Origin of the sequence: Actinomadura miaoliensis (assembly GCF_039536785.1) — a bacterium.
In the GTDB taxonomy this organism is placed as follows: Bacteria; Actinomycetota; Actinomycetes; order Streptosporangiales; family Streptosporangiaceae; genus Spirillospora; species Spirillospora miaoliensis.
The window spans coordinates 113,856-136,550 of record NZ_BAAAZG010000006.1 but is presented as its reverse complement, the minus strand read 5'-3'; the positions used below and the strand labels follow the sequence as shown (position 1 = coordinate 136,550).

Annotated in this window: 3 protein-coding genes (1 of these 3 cut by a window edge); all 3 read right to left on the bottom strand. The window is 71.7% G+C overall.

All coding sequences use genetic code 11. The features are described from left to right. Tightly spaced (each overlapping or abutting the next), the 3 genes in view from ABD811_RS08050 to ABD811_RS08040 form a layout consistent with a single transcriptional unit that may run on beyond the window. Positions 1 to 7,290 carry the beginning of a non-ribosomal peptide synthase/polyketide synthase gene (locus ABD811_RS08050; protein WP_344943174.1) on the bottom strand. It extends 10,698 nt beyond the left edge of the window, so 7,290 of the gene's 17,988 nt are visible here — the first part of the coding sequence; it begins with the start codon at positions 7,288 to 7,290; the stop codon falls past the left edge of the window. Next, positions 7,287 to 22,457, bottom strand: a complete 15,171-nt coding sequence (locus tag ABD811_RS08045) for an amino acid adenylation domain-containing protein (protein ID WP_344943171.1) — start codon at positions 22,455 to 22,457, stop codon at positions 7,287 to 7,289. Before ABD811_RS08045 ends, ABD811_RS08050 begins: the two co-directional genes overlap by 4 nt. Further along, a complete protein-coding gene (locus tag ABD811_RS08040; protein WP_344943167.1) occupies positions 22,447 to 22,695 on the bottom strand; it encodes an acyl carrier protein in 249 nt (82 codons plus the stop codon). The genes ABD811_RS08045 and ABD811_RS08040 overlap by 11 nt, the downstream gene beginning before the upstream one ends.

Below are 22,695 nucleotides of genomic sequence, written 5' to 3'. Positions count from 1 at the left end.
CGCGAAGTCGGGGGCGGGGAGTGCGGCCCGGTCGAGTTTGCCGTTGACGGTGAGGGGGAGCGCCTCCAGCTCAACGAACGCGGAGGGGATCATGTACTCGGGCAGGTGCACCGCCGCGAACTCGCGCAGGACGGCGACGTCGATGCCACCGTTCGCCGGGACGACGTAGGCGATCAGGCGGCCGTCGTGCACCGTCACCACGGCGCGGTCGACGCTCTCGTGCCCAGCCAGCACGGTTTCGACCTCGCCCGGCTCCACGCGGAATCCGCGGATCTTGACCTGCTCGTCGGCTCGTCCGATGAACTCCAGTTCGCCGTCGTTCGTCCAGCGGGCCAGGTCGCCGGTGCGGTACATGCGTCCGGTGGTGAAGGGGCAGGCCACGAACCGTTCGGCGGTCAGGGTGGGGCGGTTGACGTATCCGCGTGTGACGCCTGCGCCGGCGACGTAGAGTTCGCCGGTCACTCCGGCTGGGACAGGCTGGAAGAATTCGTCCAGGACGAACGCCTGCGTGTTGCCGATCGGGCGGCCGATGGGCGGTGTTCCAGGGCCGTCGACCACGCCGACTGTGGCCATGACGGTCGTCTCGGTCGGGCCGTAGGTGTTCCACAACCGGTCGCCGCCTGCCCAGCGCGCGGCCAGCTCTGCTGACAGCCGCTCGGCACCCAGCACCCAGCGATTCACGGTCTGGACCTGGGCCGGGTCGAGCACGCTCAGCAGGGACGGCACGATGCTCGCCGCACTGACCGCCTGCTCGTTCAGCATCCGCGTCAACGCCGCCGACTCGGCACGCTCCTGCGCGGTCGCGATGACGAGCGTGGCCCCCGACGACAGCGCCACCGCAACATCCAGGACCGAGGCGTCGAAGCTGAACGAGGCGAACTGCAGCACCTTCTCGCCTGGCGCCGCGCCCAGGACCGGGCGCAGCGATTCGACCAGGTTGACCATGCCGCCGTGGTGGCCCATGACGCCCTTGGGGCGGCCTGTGGAGCCGGAGGTGTAGATGACGTACGCCAGGCTGGACATGTCCAGGGCGGCATCGATGGGCTCTGGGGACTGATCCGCGATCAGGTCATCGAGGGAGTCGATCCGCAGGGTCGCGCCACTGTCGGCGAGCATGAACTCCAGCCGGTCAGCCGGATATTCGGGGTCGAGCGGCACATAGGCCGCGCCTGCCTTCCACACCCCGACCATCGCCACCACAGCGTCCACACCACGCGGCAGGCACAGACCCACCACCGACTCACGACCGACCCCGGAATCCCGGAGATACCGGGCCAGCCGGTTCGACCGCTCCTCCAACTCGGCATACGTCAGGGCCGCGTCACCGCACCGCAACGCCACCGCGTCCGGAGTGCGCTCCGTCCAGGCCCGGATCTGGCCGGGGATCAGGGTGTCGGGGACGGACGCGCCGGTGTCGTTCCAGCTCTCCAGCAGGGTGAAGCGTTCGGTCTGGTCCAGGACCTCGATCCGGGCGATCGCGCGTTCCGGGTCGGTGGCGAGCTGTTCCAGCACCCGCAGCAGCCGGTCGGCGTAGGTCCGGACGGTCGGCTCGTCGAAGATGTCCGGACGGTAGGTCAGCCGCAGTTCCCACGGGTCCACGGGTGCCACCGCGAGCGTCAGCGGGTAGTGGGCCGCGTCCTGCGCCTCCGCGTCGAGCAGGCGCAGTTCGCCGGGCATCGGCGGCCCGGCCGCCTCGATCGGGTAGTTCTCGTAGACCAGCAGCGTGTCGAACGTGGCGCCGGCGCCGGCCATCCGCTGGATCTCCGCGAGCCCCAGGTACTGGTGGTCGATGAGTTCCGACTGCCGGTCCTGGAGCGCTGACAGCGTCGAGACGAGCGAGGCCGCCGCGTCCAGGCGCACCCGCACGGGGACGGTGTTGATGAACAGGCCGAGCATCCGGTCCACGTCGGGCAGGTCGGCGGGGCGCCCCGACACGGTCGCGCCGAACACCACGTCGTCGCGGCCGGTCAGCTTGCCGACCAGCACCGCCCAGGCGCCCTGCATGAGCGTGTTCAACGTCAGGCCGTGGGTGCGGGCGGTGTCCCGCAGCGCGTCGACCAGCCGGTCGTCCGGCCGGATGGTCAGGCTGGCCGGGAGCACCGTGGCCTCGGCCGTGGCGGGCGCGATGAGCGTAGGTCCGTCCACTCCGGACAGTGCCTGCTGCCAGGCGGTCCGCGCCGCGTCCCGGTCCTGCCGGGACAGCCAGTTTAGATAGCCGCGGTACGGGACCACGGGCGGCAGCGTCGACGTGTCGCCGCCCGCCTCGTACACCTGCCACAGCTCGCTCATCAGCACCGGCAGCGACCAGCCGTCCAGCACGAGGTGGTGCATGGTGACGACCATCCGGTACCGGTCCGCGCCCAGCTTCACCAGCAGCAACCGGATCAGCGGCGGTGTTCCGACGTCGAACCGGCGTCGTCGTTCGTCTGCGGCCAGACGTTCCGACTTCTCGCGGGCCTCGTCCCGGCCGAGCCCGGACAGGTCCGCCTCGTGCCAGGGGACCGTGGCCTCGGGCACCACCACCTGCACGTACTGTTCCGCTCCGGTCGGCCTGCGGAATCCCGCGCGCAGGCCCGCGTGCCGGGCCACCAGGGCGTCCCAGGACCGGCGCAGCAGTGCGGTGTCGAGCGTGCCGGTGAACGTCGCCAGGTGCTGGACGGTGTAGACGTCGGGGGCCTGCTCGTCGTAGAGCGCGTGGAACAGCAGCCCTTCCTGGAGCGGCGACAGGGGCCACACGTCGGCCAGGCCCGTCTCCTCCAGTTCCTCGATCTGGTCCTGGTCCAGGCTCACCAGCGGGAAGTCCGACGGGGTGTGACCGCCCGGCGCGTCGGCGAGCCCGTTCAGCAGGTCGGCCCAGGCCTGCGCCAGGGACCGCACGTCCGGCTCGTCCAGCAGCGTCACCGGCCAGCTGAGCGACAGTTCGAGTTCGGGACCGCCGGGCAGGTCGTGCACGAGCCCGGCCGCCTCCAGCACGTGCGTGGCCGCGAGCCGGGGGTCGGCTCCGCCGCTCAGCCCGCCCGCGCCTGTGGGCTGCCAGTGCCGGCCGGGCTCGCCCGCGGCGAAGCGGCCGAGGTAGTTGAAGCCGATCTGCGGCACCGGGAGCCCGGCCAGCTCGGCGGCGGTCTCCGGGTTGAGGTGGCGCAGCAGCCCGTAGCCGAGCCCGTCGGACGGGACCGCGCGCAACTGCTCCTTGACGCGCTTGACCAGCCGTCCGGCGTCCTGGCCGCCCGGCGTGACGTCCAGGTCGCCCGCATCCAGGCGGACGGGGTGAAGGCTGGTGAACCAGCCGACCGTCCGGGACAGGTCCATGCCGTCGGTGAGGGGGACTCGTCCGTGCCCCTCGACGTCCACGAGCATCCCCGCGCGTGTTTCGGGACGCCATGCGGTGACGGCGCCGGTCAGGGCCGCGAGCAGAACGTCGTCGATTCCGGCGTGGAAGGAGGCGGGGACGCGGGTCAGCAGTGCACGCGTCACCTCTGCGGGGACCGTCACCGTCACCTGGCCGACCCCGGCCGCCACCACGTCCACGTCCGGGTCGAGGGGACGGTCGGCCAGCGCCGGGTCCGGGCCGCTCAGCAGGTCGATCCAGGCCGGAAGCTCGGCCAGGGTCTCGGGGCTCCCGGCGCGAGCGCGCAGTTCCCGCGCCCACTCCCGATAGGACACGGGAACGGGGGCGAGGTCGGGGGTCCGGCCCTCCGCCACCGCCGTGCCGGCGTCGGCCAGATCGGACAGCAGGACGCGCCAGGACACGCCATCGACCGCGAGATGGTGAACCGCCCACAGAAGCAGACCGTCGACGTCCGGACCCGCGTCGAACCAGACCAGCTGCGTCATCACCCCCGCCTGGGGGTCCAGCCTGCGGCCCGCCGCCCGCGACTGTTCGGCGACGACGTCGGGGGCGATGCCGTCCACGCGGCGCAACACGGCGTCGACATCGACGGAGCCGGGCTCGGTGACCAGCAGTTCGTCAGTGGTTTCGAGGCGGGCGTGCAGCATGTCGTGCTGGTCGAGAACCGCCCGGACGGCCCGGGACAGCCGCCCGTGGTCCAGGCCGGCGGGAACCGAGACGAGCATCGACTGGTAGAACTCGCCCTCAAGCGCGACCCGTCCGGCGCGTTCCGCGACGTCACGCATGATCGGGACGAGTGGGAGCCGTCCCGTCGCGGCGTCCTCGCGAGGTTTTGCGGCGGCCTGGCCGGCGGGAACGGCGATGGCCGCGAGACCGGCGGGCGAGCGGTGTTCGAACACCTGGCGGACGGTGAGCGCCAAGCCCGCCCGCCTGGCCCGCGACACCAGCAGCATCGAAGCGATCGAATCCCCGCCGAGTTCGAAGAACGAGTCCTCGGCGCCGACCTGGTCGAGGCCGAGGACTTCGGCGAACAGGCCGCACAACACCTCTTCGGTCGCGTTCGCCGGGCCACGCCCACCCGACCGGCCACCAAAGTCCGGGGCGGGCAGGGCGGCCCGGTCCAGCTTGCCGTTCGGGGTGGTCGGTAACGCCTCCAACACCACGAACGCCGCCGGAACCATGTACTCCGGTAAGCGCTCGGCCGCGTGCTCTCGCAGCGCTCCGGTGTCGACCGAACCATCGGCCGGGACGATGTAGGCGACGAGGCGTTTGGTGCCGGGCTGGTCCTCCCGCACCACCACCGCCACCCGCCCCACGGAGGCGTGCGCGGCAAGCGCCGCCTCGATCTCGCCCAGTTCGATCCGGAATCCCCGGATCTTTACCTGGTGATCGGCCCTGCCCAAGAACTCCAGCTCACCATCGGGGGTCCATCGGGCCAGGTCACCGGTTCGATACATCCGCTCACCGGAGCCGAACGAGCACGCCACGAACCGCTCAGCGGTCAAGCCATGGCGACCCAGGTAGCCCCGGGCCAGTTGCACACCGGCCACGTACAGCTCTCCGGCGGCGCCGACGGGTACCGGCTGCAGGAAGTCATCGAGTACCAGCATCCGGGTGTTCCACACCGGACGACCGATCGGGATGACGGTCGCGTCCTCCTCGGCCGGGCACGGCCGGAACGTCACATCAACCGCGGTCTCTGTCGGGCCGTACAGGTTGTGCAACTCCACGGGCAACCGCCGGTGGAACTCGGCCACCAGTTCCGCCGGCAGCGCCTCACCACTGCACACCACCCGCCGCAGACTGTCGCACCGCCCCGGCGACACCTCGGGCAGGAACGCACCCAGCATCGACGGCACGAAATGCACCGTGGTGATCTGCTCCCGCTCGATCACCTCCACCAAATACGCCGGATCCTGATGACCACCCGGACGCGCCATCACCAACCCCGCACCCGTGATGAGCGGCCAGAAGAACTCCCACACCGACACGTCGAACCCCGACGGGGTCTTCTGCAGCACCCGATCCGAGGCGTCCAGGCCGTACTGGTCCTGCATCCACAGCAGACGATTCACGATCGCCCCGTGCGAGACCGCCACACCCTTCGGACGCCCCGTCGAACCCGACGTGTAAATCACATACGCGACGTCATCGGCGTCCAAGTCCAACGACGTCACGGGAGCCGCTGCCGCCCCCTCCAGCGGCAGGGCGTCCACGACAAGCGGTTCTCCCGTCACCACGTGCCGAGTGGCCGACGTGCACACCACGACGGCCGGGCGGGCGTCGCCGAGCATGAACTCGATCCGTGCCGCCGGATAACCCGAATCCACCGGCACATAACCCGCACCCGCCTTCAACACCCCCACCAACACCGCCACCAGCTCAACGGAGCGGTCGACCACCACCCCCACCAAGTCACCCCGACCCACACCACGCGCCACCAACTCCCCCGCCACCCGATCGCTCGCCGCGTCCAACTCGGCATACGACCAACGCACCCGCTCGTCCGCCACTGCCAACGCATCCGGCGTCCGGGCCGCCTGCTCAGCGAACAAACCCACCAACGACGCCGATGCCACCCCACGCCCGGTGTCGTTCCAACCCGACACCACGACCTCGCGTTCGTCAGCGCCCAACGCCTCCAAACGCCCCACCAACAACCCGGGATCAGCCGCCATCTGCTCCAGCAACCGCACCAACCGCTCGCCCACCGCCCGTGCCGACCGTTCGTCGAACGCGTCGGGCCGGTAGCTGAGGCGCAGCTTGAGGACGTCGAGCGGTGCGACGGCCAGGGTCAGCGGGTAGTGGGCGGCGTCGCTGCCGTCCGTGCCGGCGACGCGGAGCCCGCCGAGGTCGGGCGGCCCCGCCGGGTCGCCGGGGAAGCTCTCGTAGGCGAGAAGGGTATCGAAGGTGGCGCCGGAGCCCGCGAGCCGCTGGATCTCCGCCAGGCCCAGGTACTGGTGGTCGAGCAACACCGACTGCTCCGCCTGCACACGCCCCAGCAGCGCCGCCACCGTCTCACCAGGCTGCAATGCCACCCGCACCGGAACCGTGTTCACGAACAGGCCGAGCATCTGCTCCACGCCTGGCAGGTCGGCCGGACGGCCCGCGACGGTCGCACCGAACACGACGTCACGACGCCCCGTCAGCTTGCCGACGAGCAACGCCCAACCCGCCTGAACGACCGTGTTCAGCGTCACCCCGACGCCACGGGCCAGGTCGCGCAGCTCGCCGCTGAGCCGGTCGCCCACGTCGACGATGACCTCTTCCGGCATGACCGGGGCCGCGTCCCGGACGGACGGGACGAGCAGGGTCGGCTCCTCAACGCCGGCGAGCGTCTCACGCCACACGGCACGTGCGCGGTCCTTGTCGTGGCGGGCGAGCCAGGCCAGGTACTCGCGGTAGGGGGTCACGTAGGGCAGCCCGGAGGTGTCGCCCCCCGCCGCGTACACCGCCCAGAGTTCCCGCATCAGGATCGGCATGGACCACCCGTCCATGACGATGTGGTGGACGGTGACGACCAGCCGGTGCCGGGTCTCGCCGAGCCGGACCAGCAGGAGCCGCAGCAGCGGCGGCACCTCCAGGTCGAAGCGGCGGCCCCGCTCGTCGTCGGCGAGCCGGGCAGCCTCCGCCGACGCGGCGCCCGGCGCCCAGCCGGACAGGTCGACCTCCCGCCAGGGAAGCTCCACGCCGCGGATGACCACCTGGACGAGCTGCTGCGATCCGGCGGGCTGGCGGAAGGCGGCGCGCAGGCTGGCGTGCCGGTCCAGGAGCGCCTCCCAGGAGCGGCGCAGCAGGTCCGCGTCGAGGGGGCCGTCCAGCTCGACGATCTGCTGGACGGTGTAGACGTCGAGGGTCCGCTCGTCGTACAGGGCGTGGAACAGCAGCCCCTCCTGTAACGGCGACAGGGGCCAGACGTCCTCGACCCGCCTCTGCGTCACCGCGTTCCCCTTTCGTCCGTGTACTCGGCTTCGAGCTCGTCGATCATGTCCTGGGCCAGCGTGACCAGCGGGAAGTCCGACGGCGTGTGGCCTCCGGAACCGGTGCCGTCGGTGTGCGCGACGAGGCCGGTGAGCATCGCCGTCCACCCGGCGGCCAGGGCGCCGGCCTCCGCCTCGTCCAGCAGGTCCTCCGGCCAGCTGAGGGAGAGTTCCAGCTCGGGCCCGTGCGGTCGTTCGCGGACCAGGCCGGTGAGCTCCAGCGCGTGCGGGGCCGCCATCGCGGGGTCGGCGCCGCCGCCCTCGCCGACCTGCCGCCAGGCGGCGCGGGCGCCGCCGGCGGTGCCGCCGGTGAAACGGCCGAGGTAGTTGAAGCCGATCTGCGGCACCGGCAGCCCCGCCAGTTCGGCGGCGGTGCCGGGGTTGAGGTGGCGGAGCAGGCCGTAGCCGAGCCCGTCGGACGGGACCGCGCGCAGCTGCTCCTTCACCCTCTTGATCAGCTCCCCGGCGTCCGGGCCGCCGGCGCGCACGCCGGCGGGGTCGATCGGCCCGGTGTCGAGACGGACGGGATGGGCGCTGGTGAACCAGCCGACGGTCCGGGACAGGTCCATGTCGTCGGACAGGGCGACCCGGCCGTGGCCTTCGACGTCCACCAGCACGCCGGTGGTGCCGCGGGTCTCGGTGAGCGCGGCGGCCAGCGCGGCGAGCAGGACATCGTCCATTCCCGCGTGGAAGGCGGCGGGGACGCGCGTCAGCAGCGCGCCGGTCGTCTCGGGCGGGACGGTCACCGTCACCCGGCGCATCCGGGTGAGCAGGTCGCGAGCCGGGTCCAGCGGCCGCCCGCCGAGCGGTGGTTCGGGGTGGTCGAGCATCGCCTTCCACAACGGCAGCTCGGCCGTCCGCTCGGAGCCGCGCGCCTCGGCGGACAGTGCCAGGGCCCAGCTGCGGAACGACACCGGCACGGGATCCAGGGGCTCGTCCGGTTTCTCGTAGGCGTCGGCGAGGTCGGGCAGCAGCACCCGCCAGGACACGCCGTCCACGGCGAGATGGTGGACGAGCCAGAGCAGCGTTCCCTCGGTGTCGGGGCCCGCGTCGAACCAGACGATCTGGGTCATCACCCCGGCCGCCGGGTCGAGCCGGGTGCCGGCCAGGCGAAGCTGTTCGGCGACGGCCTGCTCCGAGGCTTCGGCCGTGACGCGGTGGACCAGCGCGGCGACGTCCACGGTGCCCGGCTCGAGGATCACCAGTTCCCACGGCTCCTCCAGCCGGGCGCGCAGCACGTCATGGCGGTCCATGACCGCGCCCAGCGCGGCGACGAGACGATCGAGGCTGATCCCGGCGGGGACGGCCAGCCGCATCGACTGGAAGAAGCCGCCTTCCAGTGCCGTGCGCCCCGACCGTTCGGCCAGCTCGCGCATCACCGGGGTCAGCGGTGCCCGGCCGACCGCTTCGGCCGCGGCCGTGGGCTCCTCGTGGGCCCCGGTGACGGCTTCGGCGACGGTGGCGAGCCCGGCGGGCGAGCGGAGTTGGAACAGCTGCGTGGTGGTGATCTGCAGCCCGGCGCGGCGGGCCTTGGACACCAGGAGGATCGCGAGGATGGAATCGCCGCCGAGTTCGAAGAAGGAGTCGTCGGCGCCGGCCTGTTCCACGCCGAGCACCTCGGCGAACAGCTCGCACAGCAGGGTTTCGGCGGGCGTGGCGGGGGCGCGTCCCTCGGCGCGGTCGGCGAAGTCGGGGGCGGGTAGGGCGGTGCGGTCGAGCTTGCCGTTGGCGGTGACGGGGAGCGCGTCGAGTTCCACCACGGCGGCCGGGACCATGTGGTCGGGTAACCGCTCGGCGACGTACTCGCGCAGCGCCGCCGCACCCGCGGAACGGTTCGCGGCCGGGACGGTGTAGGCGACCAAACGTTTGTCGCCTGGACGGTCCTCCCTGGCCACGACCGCGACCTGAGCGACGTCCTCATGCGCCGCCAGCACCGTCTCGACCTCTCCCAGCTCGATCCGGAACCCGCGGATCTTCACCTGCTCGTCGGCGCGCCCGGCGAACACCAGCTCACCGTCTGGCGTCCACCGCGCCAGGTCACCGGTCCGGTACATCCGCTCACCCGTCCCGAACGGGCAGGCCACGAAACGCCCCGCGGTCAGGCCGGCCCGACGCAGGTATCCGTGGGCGAGCTGGACGCCCGCGACATACATCTCGCCGGTCACGCCGGCCGGGACGGGGCGCATGAATTCGTCCAGCACGAAGACCTGGGTGTTGGTGATCGGACGGCCGATGGGGACGACGTCTCCGCCGGTCAGCGGGCCGGTCATGGTCGCGCACACCGTCGTCTCGGTCGGACCGTAGGCGTTGATGAACCGACGGCCGGCCGACCAGCGCCGCGCCAGCCACGGCGGACACGCCTCCCCGGCCACCACCAGCGTCACCCCACCTGGCAGGGCGTCCATCACACCCAGCACCGAAGGCGGCACCGTCACATGCGTCACCCCATGCGACTCCACCACCCCGGCCAGGTCACCGCCGGGCACGTCCACCATCACCACCGCCGCACCCGACAACAACGCCACGAACACCTCAGAAACCGCCGCATCAAAACCCAACGACGCGAACTGCAACACCCGCGCCCCGGCCTCCACACCGAAGCCCTCGGACTGAGCAGCCACCAGATTCACCACGCCACCGTGCGGGACCGCCACACCCTTCGGCACACCCGTCGAACCCGACGTGAAGATCACATAAGCCACGTCGTCAGCCGAGACCGCCACGTTCGGCGCCGCGACCGGCCGGCCGTCCAGGTCCCCCAGGACGAACACCGGTGTTCCCTCGGGGACGACGTTCCGCGTGGCGGGCCCGCAGACGACGACCGTCGGGCGGGCGTCGGCCAGCATCAGCTCGATCCGTGTGGACGGATAGCCGGGGTCGACCGGCACGTAACCCGCACCGGCCTTCAACACACCCAGCAGCACCGCCACCAGCTCGGCCGACCGCTCCACCACCACACCCACCAGATCACCACGCCGCACACCACGAGCCACCAGCTCATGCGCGACCCGATTACTCGCCGCGTCCAGCTCCGCGAACGTCCACGAGCCATCAGCACCCACCACCGCCGTCGCCTCGGGCGAACGACCCACCCACTCGGCGAACCGATCCACCAGCGAACCCCCCGGCACCGGCCGAGCGGTGGCATTCCATCCCTCGACGACCGTGTGCCGTTCGGCCGGGTCCAGGATGTCGAGCCGGTCGACGGGCAGCTCGGGGGCGGCCACGACCTGTCGGAGCACCCGGGTGAGCCGGTCGGCCAGCGCGCGGACGGTGGACTCGTCGAACAGGTCGGCGGCGTAGTGCAGCCCGCCCTCCAGGCCGGCCGGCGCGCCGTCGGCGTCCCGGTGTTCGGCCAGCGAGAGCGACAGGTCGACGCGGGCCGCCTCGGTGCCCTCCTGCAGGGGCAGGGGTTCGACCTGGAGGCCCGGCAGCGTCCAGGAGGCCGAGGGGATGTTCCCGAAGGCGAGCATGACCTGGAACAGCGGATGCCGGACCAGCGAGCGGGTCGGGCTGAGGTCGTCGACGAGCCGTTCGAACGGCAGGTCCTGGTGGGCGTAGGCGGCGAGGTCGGTCTCGCGGACCCGGGCCAGCAGATCGAGGAAGGACGGATTGCCGCTGACGTCGGTCCGCAGCACGAGCGTGTTGACGAAGAAGCCGGTCAGCCCGTCCAGGGCGGCGTCGCCACGGCCCGCCACCGCCGTCCCGATCGGGATGTCGGTGCCCGCGCCGAGCCGTGCGAGCAGCGCCGCCAACGCGGCCTGCACCACCATGAACGCGGTCGCGCCGCCGCGCTGCGCCACCCGCAGCAGACCGGCGTGGGTCTCGGGGTCGACGTCCATCGGGACCGTCCCGGCCCGGAACGACGCCGTGACCGGGCGGGGCCGGTCGGTCGGCAGGACGAGTTCTTCCGGAGCACCCGCCAGGGCGTCGCGCCAGTAACCGAGCTGGCCGCTGATCAGGCTGTTCGGATCGTCCAGGTCGCCGAGCACCGCACGCTGCCAGATCGCGTAGTCGGCGTACCCGACCGGCAGCGGCGGCCAGTCCGGGGCGCGGCCCGCCCGGCGCGCCGCGTACGCGACGCCCAGATCACGGGCCAGGACGCTCATGGACCAGCCGTCCACCGCGATGTGGTGGGCGACGACGCTCAGGACGTGCTCGTCGTCGTCCAGCACGAGCAGCCGGGCCCGCCAGGGCAGCTCGCGGGCGAGGTCGAAGCGGACGTTGGCGTCGGCGGCAAGAGCGGTTCCGAGGTCCTCCGCGGCGATCCGGACGGCCTCCAGGCGGGGATGTCCGGCCGTGCCCGCCAGGATCCGCTGGTGGGGCGTGTCACCGTCGTCGGGGAAGATCGTGCGGAGGGTCTCGTGCCGGTCGGCGAGGTCCGCCAGCGCCGCCTCCAGCGCCGTCACGTCCAGCCTGCCCGACAGGCGCAGCGCCAGCGGAAGGTTGTAGCCCGCGCCCGTCCCCTCCTTCTCCAGCCGGTTCAGGAACCACATGCGCTGCTGGCCGAAGGAGAGCGGCACCCGGTCCGGACGGGGACGCGCGGTGAGCGCGGCACGTCCCGCGCCGTCCTTCGCCGAGACGGCCCGCGCCACGCCCGCCGCCGAAGGCGCGGCGAACAACGCCCGGATGCCGATCTCGGCGTCGAAGACCGCCCGCACGCGGGCGAGCAGCCGCATCGCCAGCAGCGAGTCACCGCCCAGCTCGAAGAACGAGTCCTCCGCCCCGACCCGCTCCAAGCCCAGGACCTCGGCGAACAGGCCGCACACGACCTCTTCCGTGGCGTTCAGCGGGGCCCGTCCGCCCGCGCGTCCGCCGTAGTCGGGGGCGGGTAGGGCGGTGCGGTCGAGCTTGCCGTTGGCGGTGACGGGGAGCGCGTCGAGTTCCACCACGGCGGCCGGGACCATGTGGTCGGGTAACCGCTCGGCGACGTACTCGCGCAGCGCCGCCGCACCCGCGGAACGGTTCGCGGCCGGGACGGTGTAGGCGACCAGGCGTTTGTCGCCTGGACGGTCCTCCCTGGCCACGACCGCGACCTGAGCGACGTCCTCATGGGCCGCCAGCACCGTCTCGACCTCTCCCAGCTCGATCCGGAACCCGCGGATCTTCACCTGCTCGTCGGCTCGCCCGGCGAACACCAGCTCACCGTCTGGCGTCCACCGCGCCAGGTCACCGGTGCGGTACATCCGGCCGCCTGTGCCGAACGGGCACGCCATGAACCGCTCGGCGGTCAGGCCGGGACGGTTGACGTACCCGTGAGCCACCCCGGCGCCGGCCACGTACAGCTCACCCGTCACCCCCACCGGCACCGGACGCAGGAACTCGTCCAGCACGAACACCTGGGTGTTGGTGATGGGACGGCCGATGGGGACGACGTCTCCGCCGGTCAGCGGGTCGGTCATGGTCGCGCACACCGTTGTCTCGGTCGGACCGTAGGCGTTGATGAACCGGCGACCGGCCGACCAGCGCCGCGCCAGCCACGGCGGACACGCCTCCCCGGCCACCACCAGCGTCACCCCGGCAGGCAGGTCGTCCACCACACCCAGCACCGAAGGCGGCACCGTCACATGCGTCACCGCATACGACGCGACGACCCCCGCCAGGTCACCGCCCGGCACGTCCACCATCACCACCGCCGCACCCGACAACAACGCCACGAACACCTCAGAAACCGCCGCGTCAAAACCCAACGACGCGAACTGCAACACCCGCGCGTCACAGCCCACCCCGAAACCCTCGGACTGAGCAGCCACCAGATTCACCACGCCGCCATGCGGGACCGCCACACCCTTCGGCACACCCGTCGAACCCGACGTGAAGATCACATAGGCCACGTCGTCAGCCGAGACCGCCACGTTCGGCGCCGCAACCGGCCGGCCGTCCAGGTCACCCAGGACGAACACCGGCGTTCCGTCCGGGACGACATGCCGTGTCCGCTCCGCACAGATCACGAGGGCCGGACGCGCGTCGGTGAGCATCAGCTCGATCCGTGTGGACGGATAGCCGGGGTCGACCGGCACGTAACCCGCACCGGCCTTCAACACACCCAGCAGCACCGCCACCAGCTCGGCCGACCGCTCCACCACCACACCCACCAGATCACCACGCCGCACACCACGAGCCACCAGCTCATGCGCGACCCGATTACTCGCCGCGTCCAGCTCTGTGAATGTCCACGAGCCATCGGCACCCACCACCGCCGTCGCCTCGGGCGAACGAGCCACCCACTCGGCGAACCGATCCACCAGCGAACCCCCCGGCACCGGCCGAGCGGTGGCATTCCATCCTTCGATCAGCAGTTCGCGCTCGGCGGGATCGAGGATTTCCAGCCGGTCCATTGGTGCTTCGGGCTCGGCCGCCACCTGCTCCAGCACCCGGACCAGCCGGTCGGCCAGCGCGCGGACGGTGCTCTCGTCGAACAGGTCGGTCGGGTACTGGATGCTGCCTTCGAGCCCGGACGCGTGCTCGGCCAGCATGATGGACAAGTCGAAGCGGGCACCCACCACCGTCGGCGGCAGGGAGTCCGACTGCATCGGCCTCACGCTCAGCCCCGGCAGCTCCCACCGGATCGGCGGGACGTTGCCATAGGCGAGCATGACCTGGAACAGCGGATGCCGCACCAGCGACCGCGCCGGGTTGAGATCCTCCACCAGCCGTTCGAACGGCAGATCCTGGTGGGCGTAGGCGGCGAGGTCGGTCTCACGGACGCGAGCCAGCAACTCGGTGAACGAGGGATTGCCGCTGACGTCGGTGCGCAGCACGAGCGTGTTGACGAAGAACCCCGTCAGCCCGTCCAGCGCGGCGTCACCCCGGCCCGCCACCACCGTGCCGATCGGAACGTCGGTGCCCGCGCCCATCCGCGCCAGCACCGCAGCCAGCGCCGCCTGCACCACCATGAACACCGTCGCGCCGCCGCGCTGCGCCGCCCGCAGCAGACCGGCATGGGTCTCGGGGCCGACGTTCAGGGGCACCGACGCCCCCTCGAACGTGGCCACCGACGGCCGGGGCCGGTCGGTCGGCAGGACGAGTTCCTCCGGCAGGTCTCGCAGCACCTCCCGCCAGTGACGGAGCTGACGGCTGATCACGCTGCCGGGGTCGTCGCCGTCGCCGAGCACCGCACGCTGCCAGATCGCGTAGTCGGCGTACCCGACCGGCAGCGGCGGCCAGTCCGGGGCACGGCCCGCCCGGCGCGCCGCGTACGCGACGCCCAGATCACGGGCCAGGACGCCCATCGAAAGCCCGTCGGCCGCGATGTGGTGGGCCACCATGAGCAGGACGTACTCGTTCTCACCGAGCACCACCAGGCGGACCCGCCACGGCGGTTCGGACTCCACGTCGAAGCCCCGGCCAGCCTCGATCTCCAGGAGCGCTCTGAGCCCGTCCTCACCGGCCGCCTGGTTGATCACGAGTTCGGGATAGCCGTCCGCCAAGGGAAGCTGGTAGGGAGTCCCGTCGACCTCCGGGTAGACGGTGCGGAGGGTCTCGTGCCGGTCGGCCACGTCCCGCAGTGCCGCCTCAAGCGCCGCGATGTCGAGGGCACCGGACAGCCGCAGGCCGAACGGCATGTTGTACGAGGCGCCCGCCTCTTCGAGCCGGTTGAGGAACCACATGCGCTGCTGCCCGTACGACAGCGGCAGCCTGTCCGGCCGGGGACGGGCCGTCAGCGGTGGACGGCCCTGGTCCGTGCCCGCCGTGACAGCCTTCGCGACGCCGGCGACCGTGGGTTCGGCGAACAGGGTTCGGATGCCGATCTCGGTGTCGAAGACCGCCCGTATCCGGGCGATCAACCGCATGGCCAGCAGCGAGTCCCCACCCAGATCGAAGAACGAGTCTTCGGCGCCGACCCGCTCCAGCCCGAGAACCTCGGCGAACAAGCCGCAGAGGATCCCCTCGGCCTGGGTGGCAGGCCCCCGACTGACCGACCGGCCCGCGAAGTCGGGCGCGGGGAGGGCCGCCCGGTCCAGCTTGCCGTTGACCGTCAGCGGCAGCGCCTCCAGCTCAACGAACGCCGCCGGGACCATGTACTCGGGCACAGTGGCCGACAGGTGCTCGCGGAGAACGGCGGCGTCGACAGCGCCGTTTGATGGGACGACGTAGGAGACCAGGCGTTCATCGCGGACCAGCACCACGGCGCGGTCGACGCTCTCGTGCTTCGTCAGCACGGCTTCGACCTCGCCCGGCTCCACACGGAACCCGCGAATCTTCACCTGCTCGTCCGCACGCCCGACGAACTCCAACGCCCCATCCGGCGTCCAGCGGGCCAGGTCGCCGGTGCGATACATCCGCCCTGCGGCGAACGGGGAGGCCACGAACCGTTCGGCGGTCAGCGTCGGACGGTTGACATACCCGCGCGTCACGCCTGCGCCAGCCACATACAACTCACCGGTCATGCCCACCGGCACCGGACGCAGGAACTCGTCCAACACGAACACTTGCGTGTTACCGATCGGACGACCAATAGGCGGAGCGCCAGGGCGGTCCACCACGCCGACCGTCGCCATGACGGTCGTCTCGGTCGGGCCGTAGGTGTTCCACAGCCGATCCCCGCCTGCCCACCGGGCCGCCAGGTCCGCCGACAACCGCTCGGCACCCAGCACCCACCGGTCCACGATTTCGACCTGGGCCGGATCGAGCACGCTCAACAGCGACGGCACGATACTCGCCGCATCCACACCCCGCTCGTTGAGCATCCGCGTCAGCGCCGCCGACTCGGCACGCTCCTGCGTAGTCGCGATGACGAGGGTGGCCCCTGACGACAACGCCACGGCGATATCGAGTACCGAGGCGTCGAAGCTGAACGACGCGAACTGCAGGATCGCCTTACCCGGAGCCGCGCCCAGGACCGGGCGCAAGGACTCCACCAGGTTGACCATGCCGCCGTGGTGGCCCATCACACCCTTGGGACGGCCCGTGGATCCGGAGGTGTAGATGACGTACGCCAGGCTGGACGGATCCAGTTCAATACCCAAGGGCTCGGCGGACTGGTTGGCCATCAGTTCATCGAGGGAGTCGATCCGCAGGGAGGCGCCGCTGTCGGCGAGCATGAACTCCAGCCGGTCAGCCGGATATTCGGGGTCCAGCGGCACATAGGCCGCGCCCGCCTTCCACACCCCGACCATCGCCACCACAGCGTCGATCCCGCGCGGCAGGCACAGACCCACGACCGACTCACGACCGACCCCGGAATCCCGCAGATACCGGGCCAGCCGGTTCGACCGCTCCTCCAGCTCGGCATACGTCAGGGCCGCAGCGCCGCACCGCAACGCCACCGCGTCCGGCGTGCGGTCCGCCCACGCCCGGATCTGGTCGGGGATCAGCAGGTCGGGGACGGATGCGTCGGTGGCGTTCCAGCCGGTGAGCAGGAGTTCACGTTCGTCCGGGTCGAGGATGTCGAGCCGTCCCACTCCGTTGCCTGGAGAGGCGGCGAACTGCTCAAGGATCGACAGCAGGTGTCCGGAGAACGCCTGCGCGGTGGCCTCGGTGAAGACGTCCGGCCGGTAGTCCAGCGACAGTTCGAGTTCCTCGCCCGGCAGGACCGCGAGCGTGAGCGGGTAGTGCGCGGGGTCCTGGACGTGAGTGCCGAGAAGACGCAGCTCGCCGATCCGCGTGGGCCCGGACGGATCTCCCGGGTAGTTCTCGTAGACCAGCAGCGTGTCGAAGACGGCACCGCCTTCGGCCTGGCGCTGGATGTCGGTGAGTCCGAGATGCCGATGGGCCAGCAACGCGGCCTGCTCGGCCTGCACGCGCACCAGCAGTTCGGTCACCGTCTCGGCGGGGTCCAGCCGTACCCGGACGGGAACCGTGTTGATCAGCAGTCCGAGCATGCGCTCGACGCCCGCGATCTCGGCCGGTCGGCCGGAGACGGTCGCGCCGAACACCACGTCGCGACGGCCCGTCAGCTTGCCCACCAGCACCGCCCACGCGCCCTGCACGACCGTGTTCAACGTCAGGCCGTGCGCCCTGGCCATCTCGCGCAGGGCCGCCGCCAGCGGTTCGCCCGCCCGGACCGCCACCCGGTGCGGCACGACCGGCTCGCCTCCCGTGACGGCGGGGGCCACGAGGGTCGGCTCGTCGAGCCCGGACAGTGCCTGCTGCCAGGCGGCCCGCGCCGCGTTCCGGTCCTGCCGGGCCAGCCACGCCAGGTACTCCCGGTAGGAGGTGACGGCGGGCAGCGCCGCCGGTTCGCCGCCGGCCTCGTACAGCGCCCACAGCTCCTCCATGAGCACCGGCAGCGACCAGCCGTCCAGGACCATGTGGTGCATCGTGATGACCATCCGGAACCGGCGCGGCCCCAGCTTCGCCAGCAGCAACCGGATCAGCGGGGGTGTCGCGAGGTCGAACCGCCGCCGGTGGTCCTCGGCGACCAGCCGTTCGGCCTCCGCGAGCGCCGCTTCCCCGGTCAGTCCTGAGAGGTCGGCCTCGCGCCAGGGAAGCGTCACCTCGCGGGCGACGGCCTGGACGATCTCCTGCGACCCGGCGAGGAGGCGGACTCCGGCGCGGAGGCTCGCGTGCCGGTCCAGCAGCGCCTGCCACGCCCCGCGCAGCCGCGCGGTGTCCAGGGGACCTTCGAGGTCAAGGGCCCGCTGCCCCACGTACACGTCGGCGGACCGCTCGTCGTAGACGGAGTGGAACAGCAACCCCTCCTGGAGGGGCGCCACCGGCCACACGTCGATCAGCCCGGGAACGGCGGCTTCCAGCTCTTCGATCTGGTCCTGGGCCAGCGACACCAGCGGGAAGTCCGAGGGGGTGAACCCGGCGCCGGTGTGCGCGACCAGGCCGGTCAGCGTGGCCGCCCATGCCTCGGCCAGTTCCTCGACCGCGCTTTCGGTCAGCAGCTCCGACGGCCATTCCAGGGTCAGGGTCAGTTCCGGGCCTTCGGGGAGGTCGTGGACGAGCCCGGAGGCTTCCAGGACGTGCGCTGCGGGCGTCCGCGCGTCCGCTCCGCCGACCAGGCCACCGCGTCCCGCCGGCTGCCACGATGTGGCGGGGGCGTCGGCGGTGCGGCCGCTGAAGCGGCCGAGGTAGTTGAAGCCGATCTGCGGTGTGGGCAGGGCCGCCAGTTCGGCGGCGGTGTCGGGGTTGAGGTGGCGGAGCAGTCCGTAGCCGAGGCCGTCGGAGGGGATCGCGCGCAGTTGTTCCTTGATCCGCTTGAGCAGCCGGCCCGCGTCGGCGCCGCCGGCTCGCACGTCGGCGAGATCGATCGTTCCGGGGTCGAGTCGGACCGGATGGACGTCGGTGAACCAGCCGACGGTCCGCGACAGGTCGAGCGTCTCAGATGACCGGCCGTGGCCTTCGACGTTGATGAGTACGCCGCCGCTGTGCCGCCGCCAGTCGGCGACGGCCGCCGTCAGCCCGGCGAGCAGGACATCGTCCACACCCGCGTGGAAGGCCGCGGGAACGCGGGTCAGCAGTTCGGCGGTCACCTCGGGCGGAAGCGTGACCGTGCGCGTGTTCATCGTGCCGACCACGTCGCGGTCCGGGTCCAGGGGCCGGTCTCCGAGCACCGGCTCGGCGCCGTCCAGCATCGCGGTCCACAGCGGCAGCTCCGCGATCCGTTCCGCCTTGGCGGCCTGCTGGACCAGATCCAGGGCCCAGCGCCTGAACGGAACCGGCACCGGTTCCAGCTCGTCGTCCGGCGCGTCGTAGGCGCCGGCGAGATCAGGCAGCAGAATCCGCCACGAGACGCCGTCCACCACGAGGTGATGGACGAGCCACAGAAGCGTGCCTTCGGCGTCGGGGCCCGCGTCGAACCAGACGAGCTGGGTCATCACCCCGGCCGCCGGATCGAGCCGGGACACCGCCGACCGGGTGTGCTCGTCGACCACCTCGTCGTCCGGCGTCCCCTCGCAGGGCACCCAGCGGACAAGCCCAGCGGGATAGATCGTTCCCGGCTCGGGGACGACCAGCTCGGTTCCGTCGAGCCGGGCGCGCAGCACGTCATGGCGATCCAGGACGGCCCCGACCGCGCGGGCAAGACGCTCGAAGTCGAGCCCGGCCGGGACCGACAGCAGCATCGACTGGAAGAATCCGCCCTCCAGTGCCATACCGCCCGATCGCTCGACCGCCTCCCGCATCACCGGCAGCAGCGGCACCCGCCCGGTCGCCTCGACCTGATCGGCGGCAACGATGTCGTCTTCGACGGGAACGGCCACAGCCGCCATCCCGGCCGGCGAGCGATGCTCGAACACCTGCCGGGCGGTGAACACCAGCCCCGCGCGGCGCGCCCGCGACACCAGCAGCATCGACATGATCGAGTCGCCGCCCAACGCGAAGAAGCCGTCGTCCGCGCCGACCGTGTCCAACCCCAGCACCTCGGCGAACAGACCACAGAGAACCGCCTCGGTCTGGTTGGCCGGTGCTCTGCCGCCCGCGAGGCCCGCGAAGTCCGGGGCGGGCAGCGCCGCGCGGTCGACCTTGCCGTTCACCGTCAACGGCAACGACTCCAGCTCCAGCACCGCCGCCGGAACCATGTACTCCGGCAACCGCCCCGCCACGTACTCCCGCAAAGCAGCGGCATCCACAGAACCATTGGCCGGAACCACGTAGGCCACCAGACGCTTGACGCCCGGCTGGTCCTCACGCGCGACCACACTCGCCCGCCCCACCGACTCATGACCCGCCAGCACGGTCTCGATCTCGCCCGGCTCCACCCGGAACCCACGAATCTTCACCTGCTCATCCGCACGCCCCACGAACACCAGGTCACCGTCGGGCGTCCACCGCACCAGGTCACCCGTGCGATACACCCGCTCCCCGGCCCCGAACGGGGACGCCACAAACCGCTCCGACGTCAACCCCGGCTGCCCCAGATACCCCCGGGCGAGCCCGCCCCCGGCCACATACAGCTCACCCGCCACTCCAGCCGGGACGGGCTGCAAATACCGGTCGAGCACGAACACCTGCGCATCGTCGCGGGGACCGCCGATCGGCAGCACACCCGCCAACTCCTCGTCCGCGGCCAGCTCGAAGGTGGTCGCGCACAGCGTCACCTCGGTCGGCCCGTACAGATGCCGCACCACCACACCCGGACAGGCCGCCCGCACCGCCTCCACCGCCGAAACCGGAACCACATCACCACCGGTCAACACCTCACGCACACCCGCGAACGACCCCGGCGACTCCTCCGCCAGCAACCCCAGCAACCCGGCCGTCACATGCACATGAGACAACCCATGCACGTCGATCAGCCGCTGTAGCTCACGGCTTTCGACCGCCCCGGGTGGCGCGACGACAACCGCACCACCACTGACCAAAGGCACCCAGATCTCATAGGTCGAGGCGTCGAACACATGGGGCGCGTGCAGCAGCACCCGATCCCCCGCCCCCACACCCCAGCCGCCATCCGTCGCCAAACCCGCCACACCACCATGCGTGGCCACGACCCCCTTGGGCACACCGGTCGACCCCGACGTGAACATCACATACGCCGCGTCCTCCGCGCCCACAGGGACCCGGACCCGACCGCCATCGGTCCCCTCGGCCGGCACCTCCGAAGGGTCGTCCACCACCACGTTCACACCGGCGAGCACCGCCTGACGCCGCGCCTCCGGCCACCCCGGATCCACCGGCACATACGCGGCCCCCGCCTTCAACACACCCAACAACACACCGACCAGCTCAGCCGACCGGCCCATCACCACACCGACCAGATCACCCCGACCCACACCACGACCCACCAGCCCGCGTGCCACACGATCCGCGAACACATCCAGATCCGCGTACGACCACACCCGGCCCTCTTCGACCACCGCCACCGCATCCGGCGCCGCCTCGACCCGTTCCTCGAACAGGTCGACCAGCGAGCCGCCGGAACCGCCGGTGCCGCCCCAGCGCGTCACCACCAGGTCGCGGCCGGCCTGGTTCAGCAGGGTCGCGCGGCCCACCGGGAGGTCCGGGGAGGCGACCACGGCTTCCAGGAAGCGGACGAACGGTTCCCGGTGGGCGAGGGCCTCGGGGGCGGAGTTCGTCTCGAACTCGATGGACGGTTCGTCGCCGCCGCGCACCACGATCGACAGTTCGTCCACCGGGCGGATGGACAGGTCGTGGGCGGTCGCGGGGGCGCCGGCGAAGTCCAGGACCCGTTCGAAGCCGATGATGTTGAGGACGGGGCCGAAGTACCGCCCGGCGGGCCAGCCGAGCTCCCGCCGCAGGTCCTCGCCCCGGAAGCGCTGGTGCCGCACCGTGTCCCTGAGCGAGTCGCGCACCCGCCCGGTGAGGTCGAGCAGGGTCGCGCCGGGCGAGACGTCCAGCCGGAACGGCAGGACGTTGGCCAGCGTGCCGGGGGTGCGTCCGGCCAGCGGGCTGATGCGGCCGGTCATCGCGAGGCTGAACACCGTGTCGCCGCTGTCGGTCAGCCGTCCGAAGTACGCCGCCGTGGCCGCGGTGACCACGCTGGACCAGTTGGTGCCGGCGCGCCGTGCCAGGTCCCGGAGCCGTTCGCCGAGCGGTGCCCGCACCGCGTCCCGGCGGAACTCGCCGGGCGCCGCGCCGGAGCCGAGGGTCACCGGGTCGGGCCGGTCGGCGAAGCCCTCGGTCCAGTGCGCGCGGTCGGCGGCGAAGTCCGCGGACTCGCGGTAGGCGTGCTCCTCCTCCAGCAGGTCGCGCAGTGAGCCGAACCGCGCCGGCCCCGGTTCACGGCCCAGCACCAGCGCGGTGTAGACCTCGGCGACGCGGCGGGCGATCAGCGACCAGCCGTAGGCGTCCATCACCACGTGGTTGTAGCGCTGATACCAGAAGTACCGGTCGGGCGAGAGGCGGAACAGGGCGAAGGCGAACAGCCGGTCCCGCAGGGGGTCGGCCGGTGCCGCGAGTTCGTCGCGCATCCAGCGTCGCGCGGCCCCTTCCGGATCGGGCTCCCCGCTGACGTCGAGCACGGGAAGGTCCCAGTCCCCGGCGGCGTGCGGGACCTGCCAGGGCCGTTCGTCGTCCTCGACGACCCGGACGTTCAGCACGTCCGCCTCGGCGACGGCCGCGCGGACGGCGCGTGCGAACGCGGCCTCGTCCACCGGGCCCCGGATGTCGAGGAACTCGCCGGAGTTGTACGTGGCGCTGGGCGCCCCGACCCGCTGGGCGAGCCAGAGGTCGTACTGCGCCGCCGACAGCGGAAGACGACGGTTCTCAGCAGGCATCGCGCACCCTCTGCTCGTTCGCCGCGAGGTCGTAGACGTACCTCAGGTTGGGGGCCTCCAGCAGGTCCACGACGTTGATCCGGCGGCCGGTGCGCTGTTCGAGGATGGTGACCAGCCACAGCAGGTGCACCGAGTCCCAGCCCGGGATCTCGTGCAGCGCGCGTTCCAGGTCGTCCTCGGTCAGCGGGAGACCCAGCTCGGCGCGGACGAGCGCGACGAATTCCACGGCACTGTTCAT

Excerpts from the sequence above, each read along its gene's own strand:
- ABD811_RS08040 (WP_344943167.1), bottom strand. The coding sequence starts at position 22,695 with ATGAACAGTGCCGTGGAATTCGTCGCGCTCGTCCGCGCCGAGCTGGGT.
- ABD811_RS08045 (WP_344943171.1), bottom strand. The coding sequence starts at position 22,457 with ATGCCTGCTGAGAACCGTCGTCTTCCGCTGTCGGCGGCGCAGTACGAC.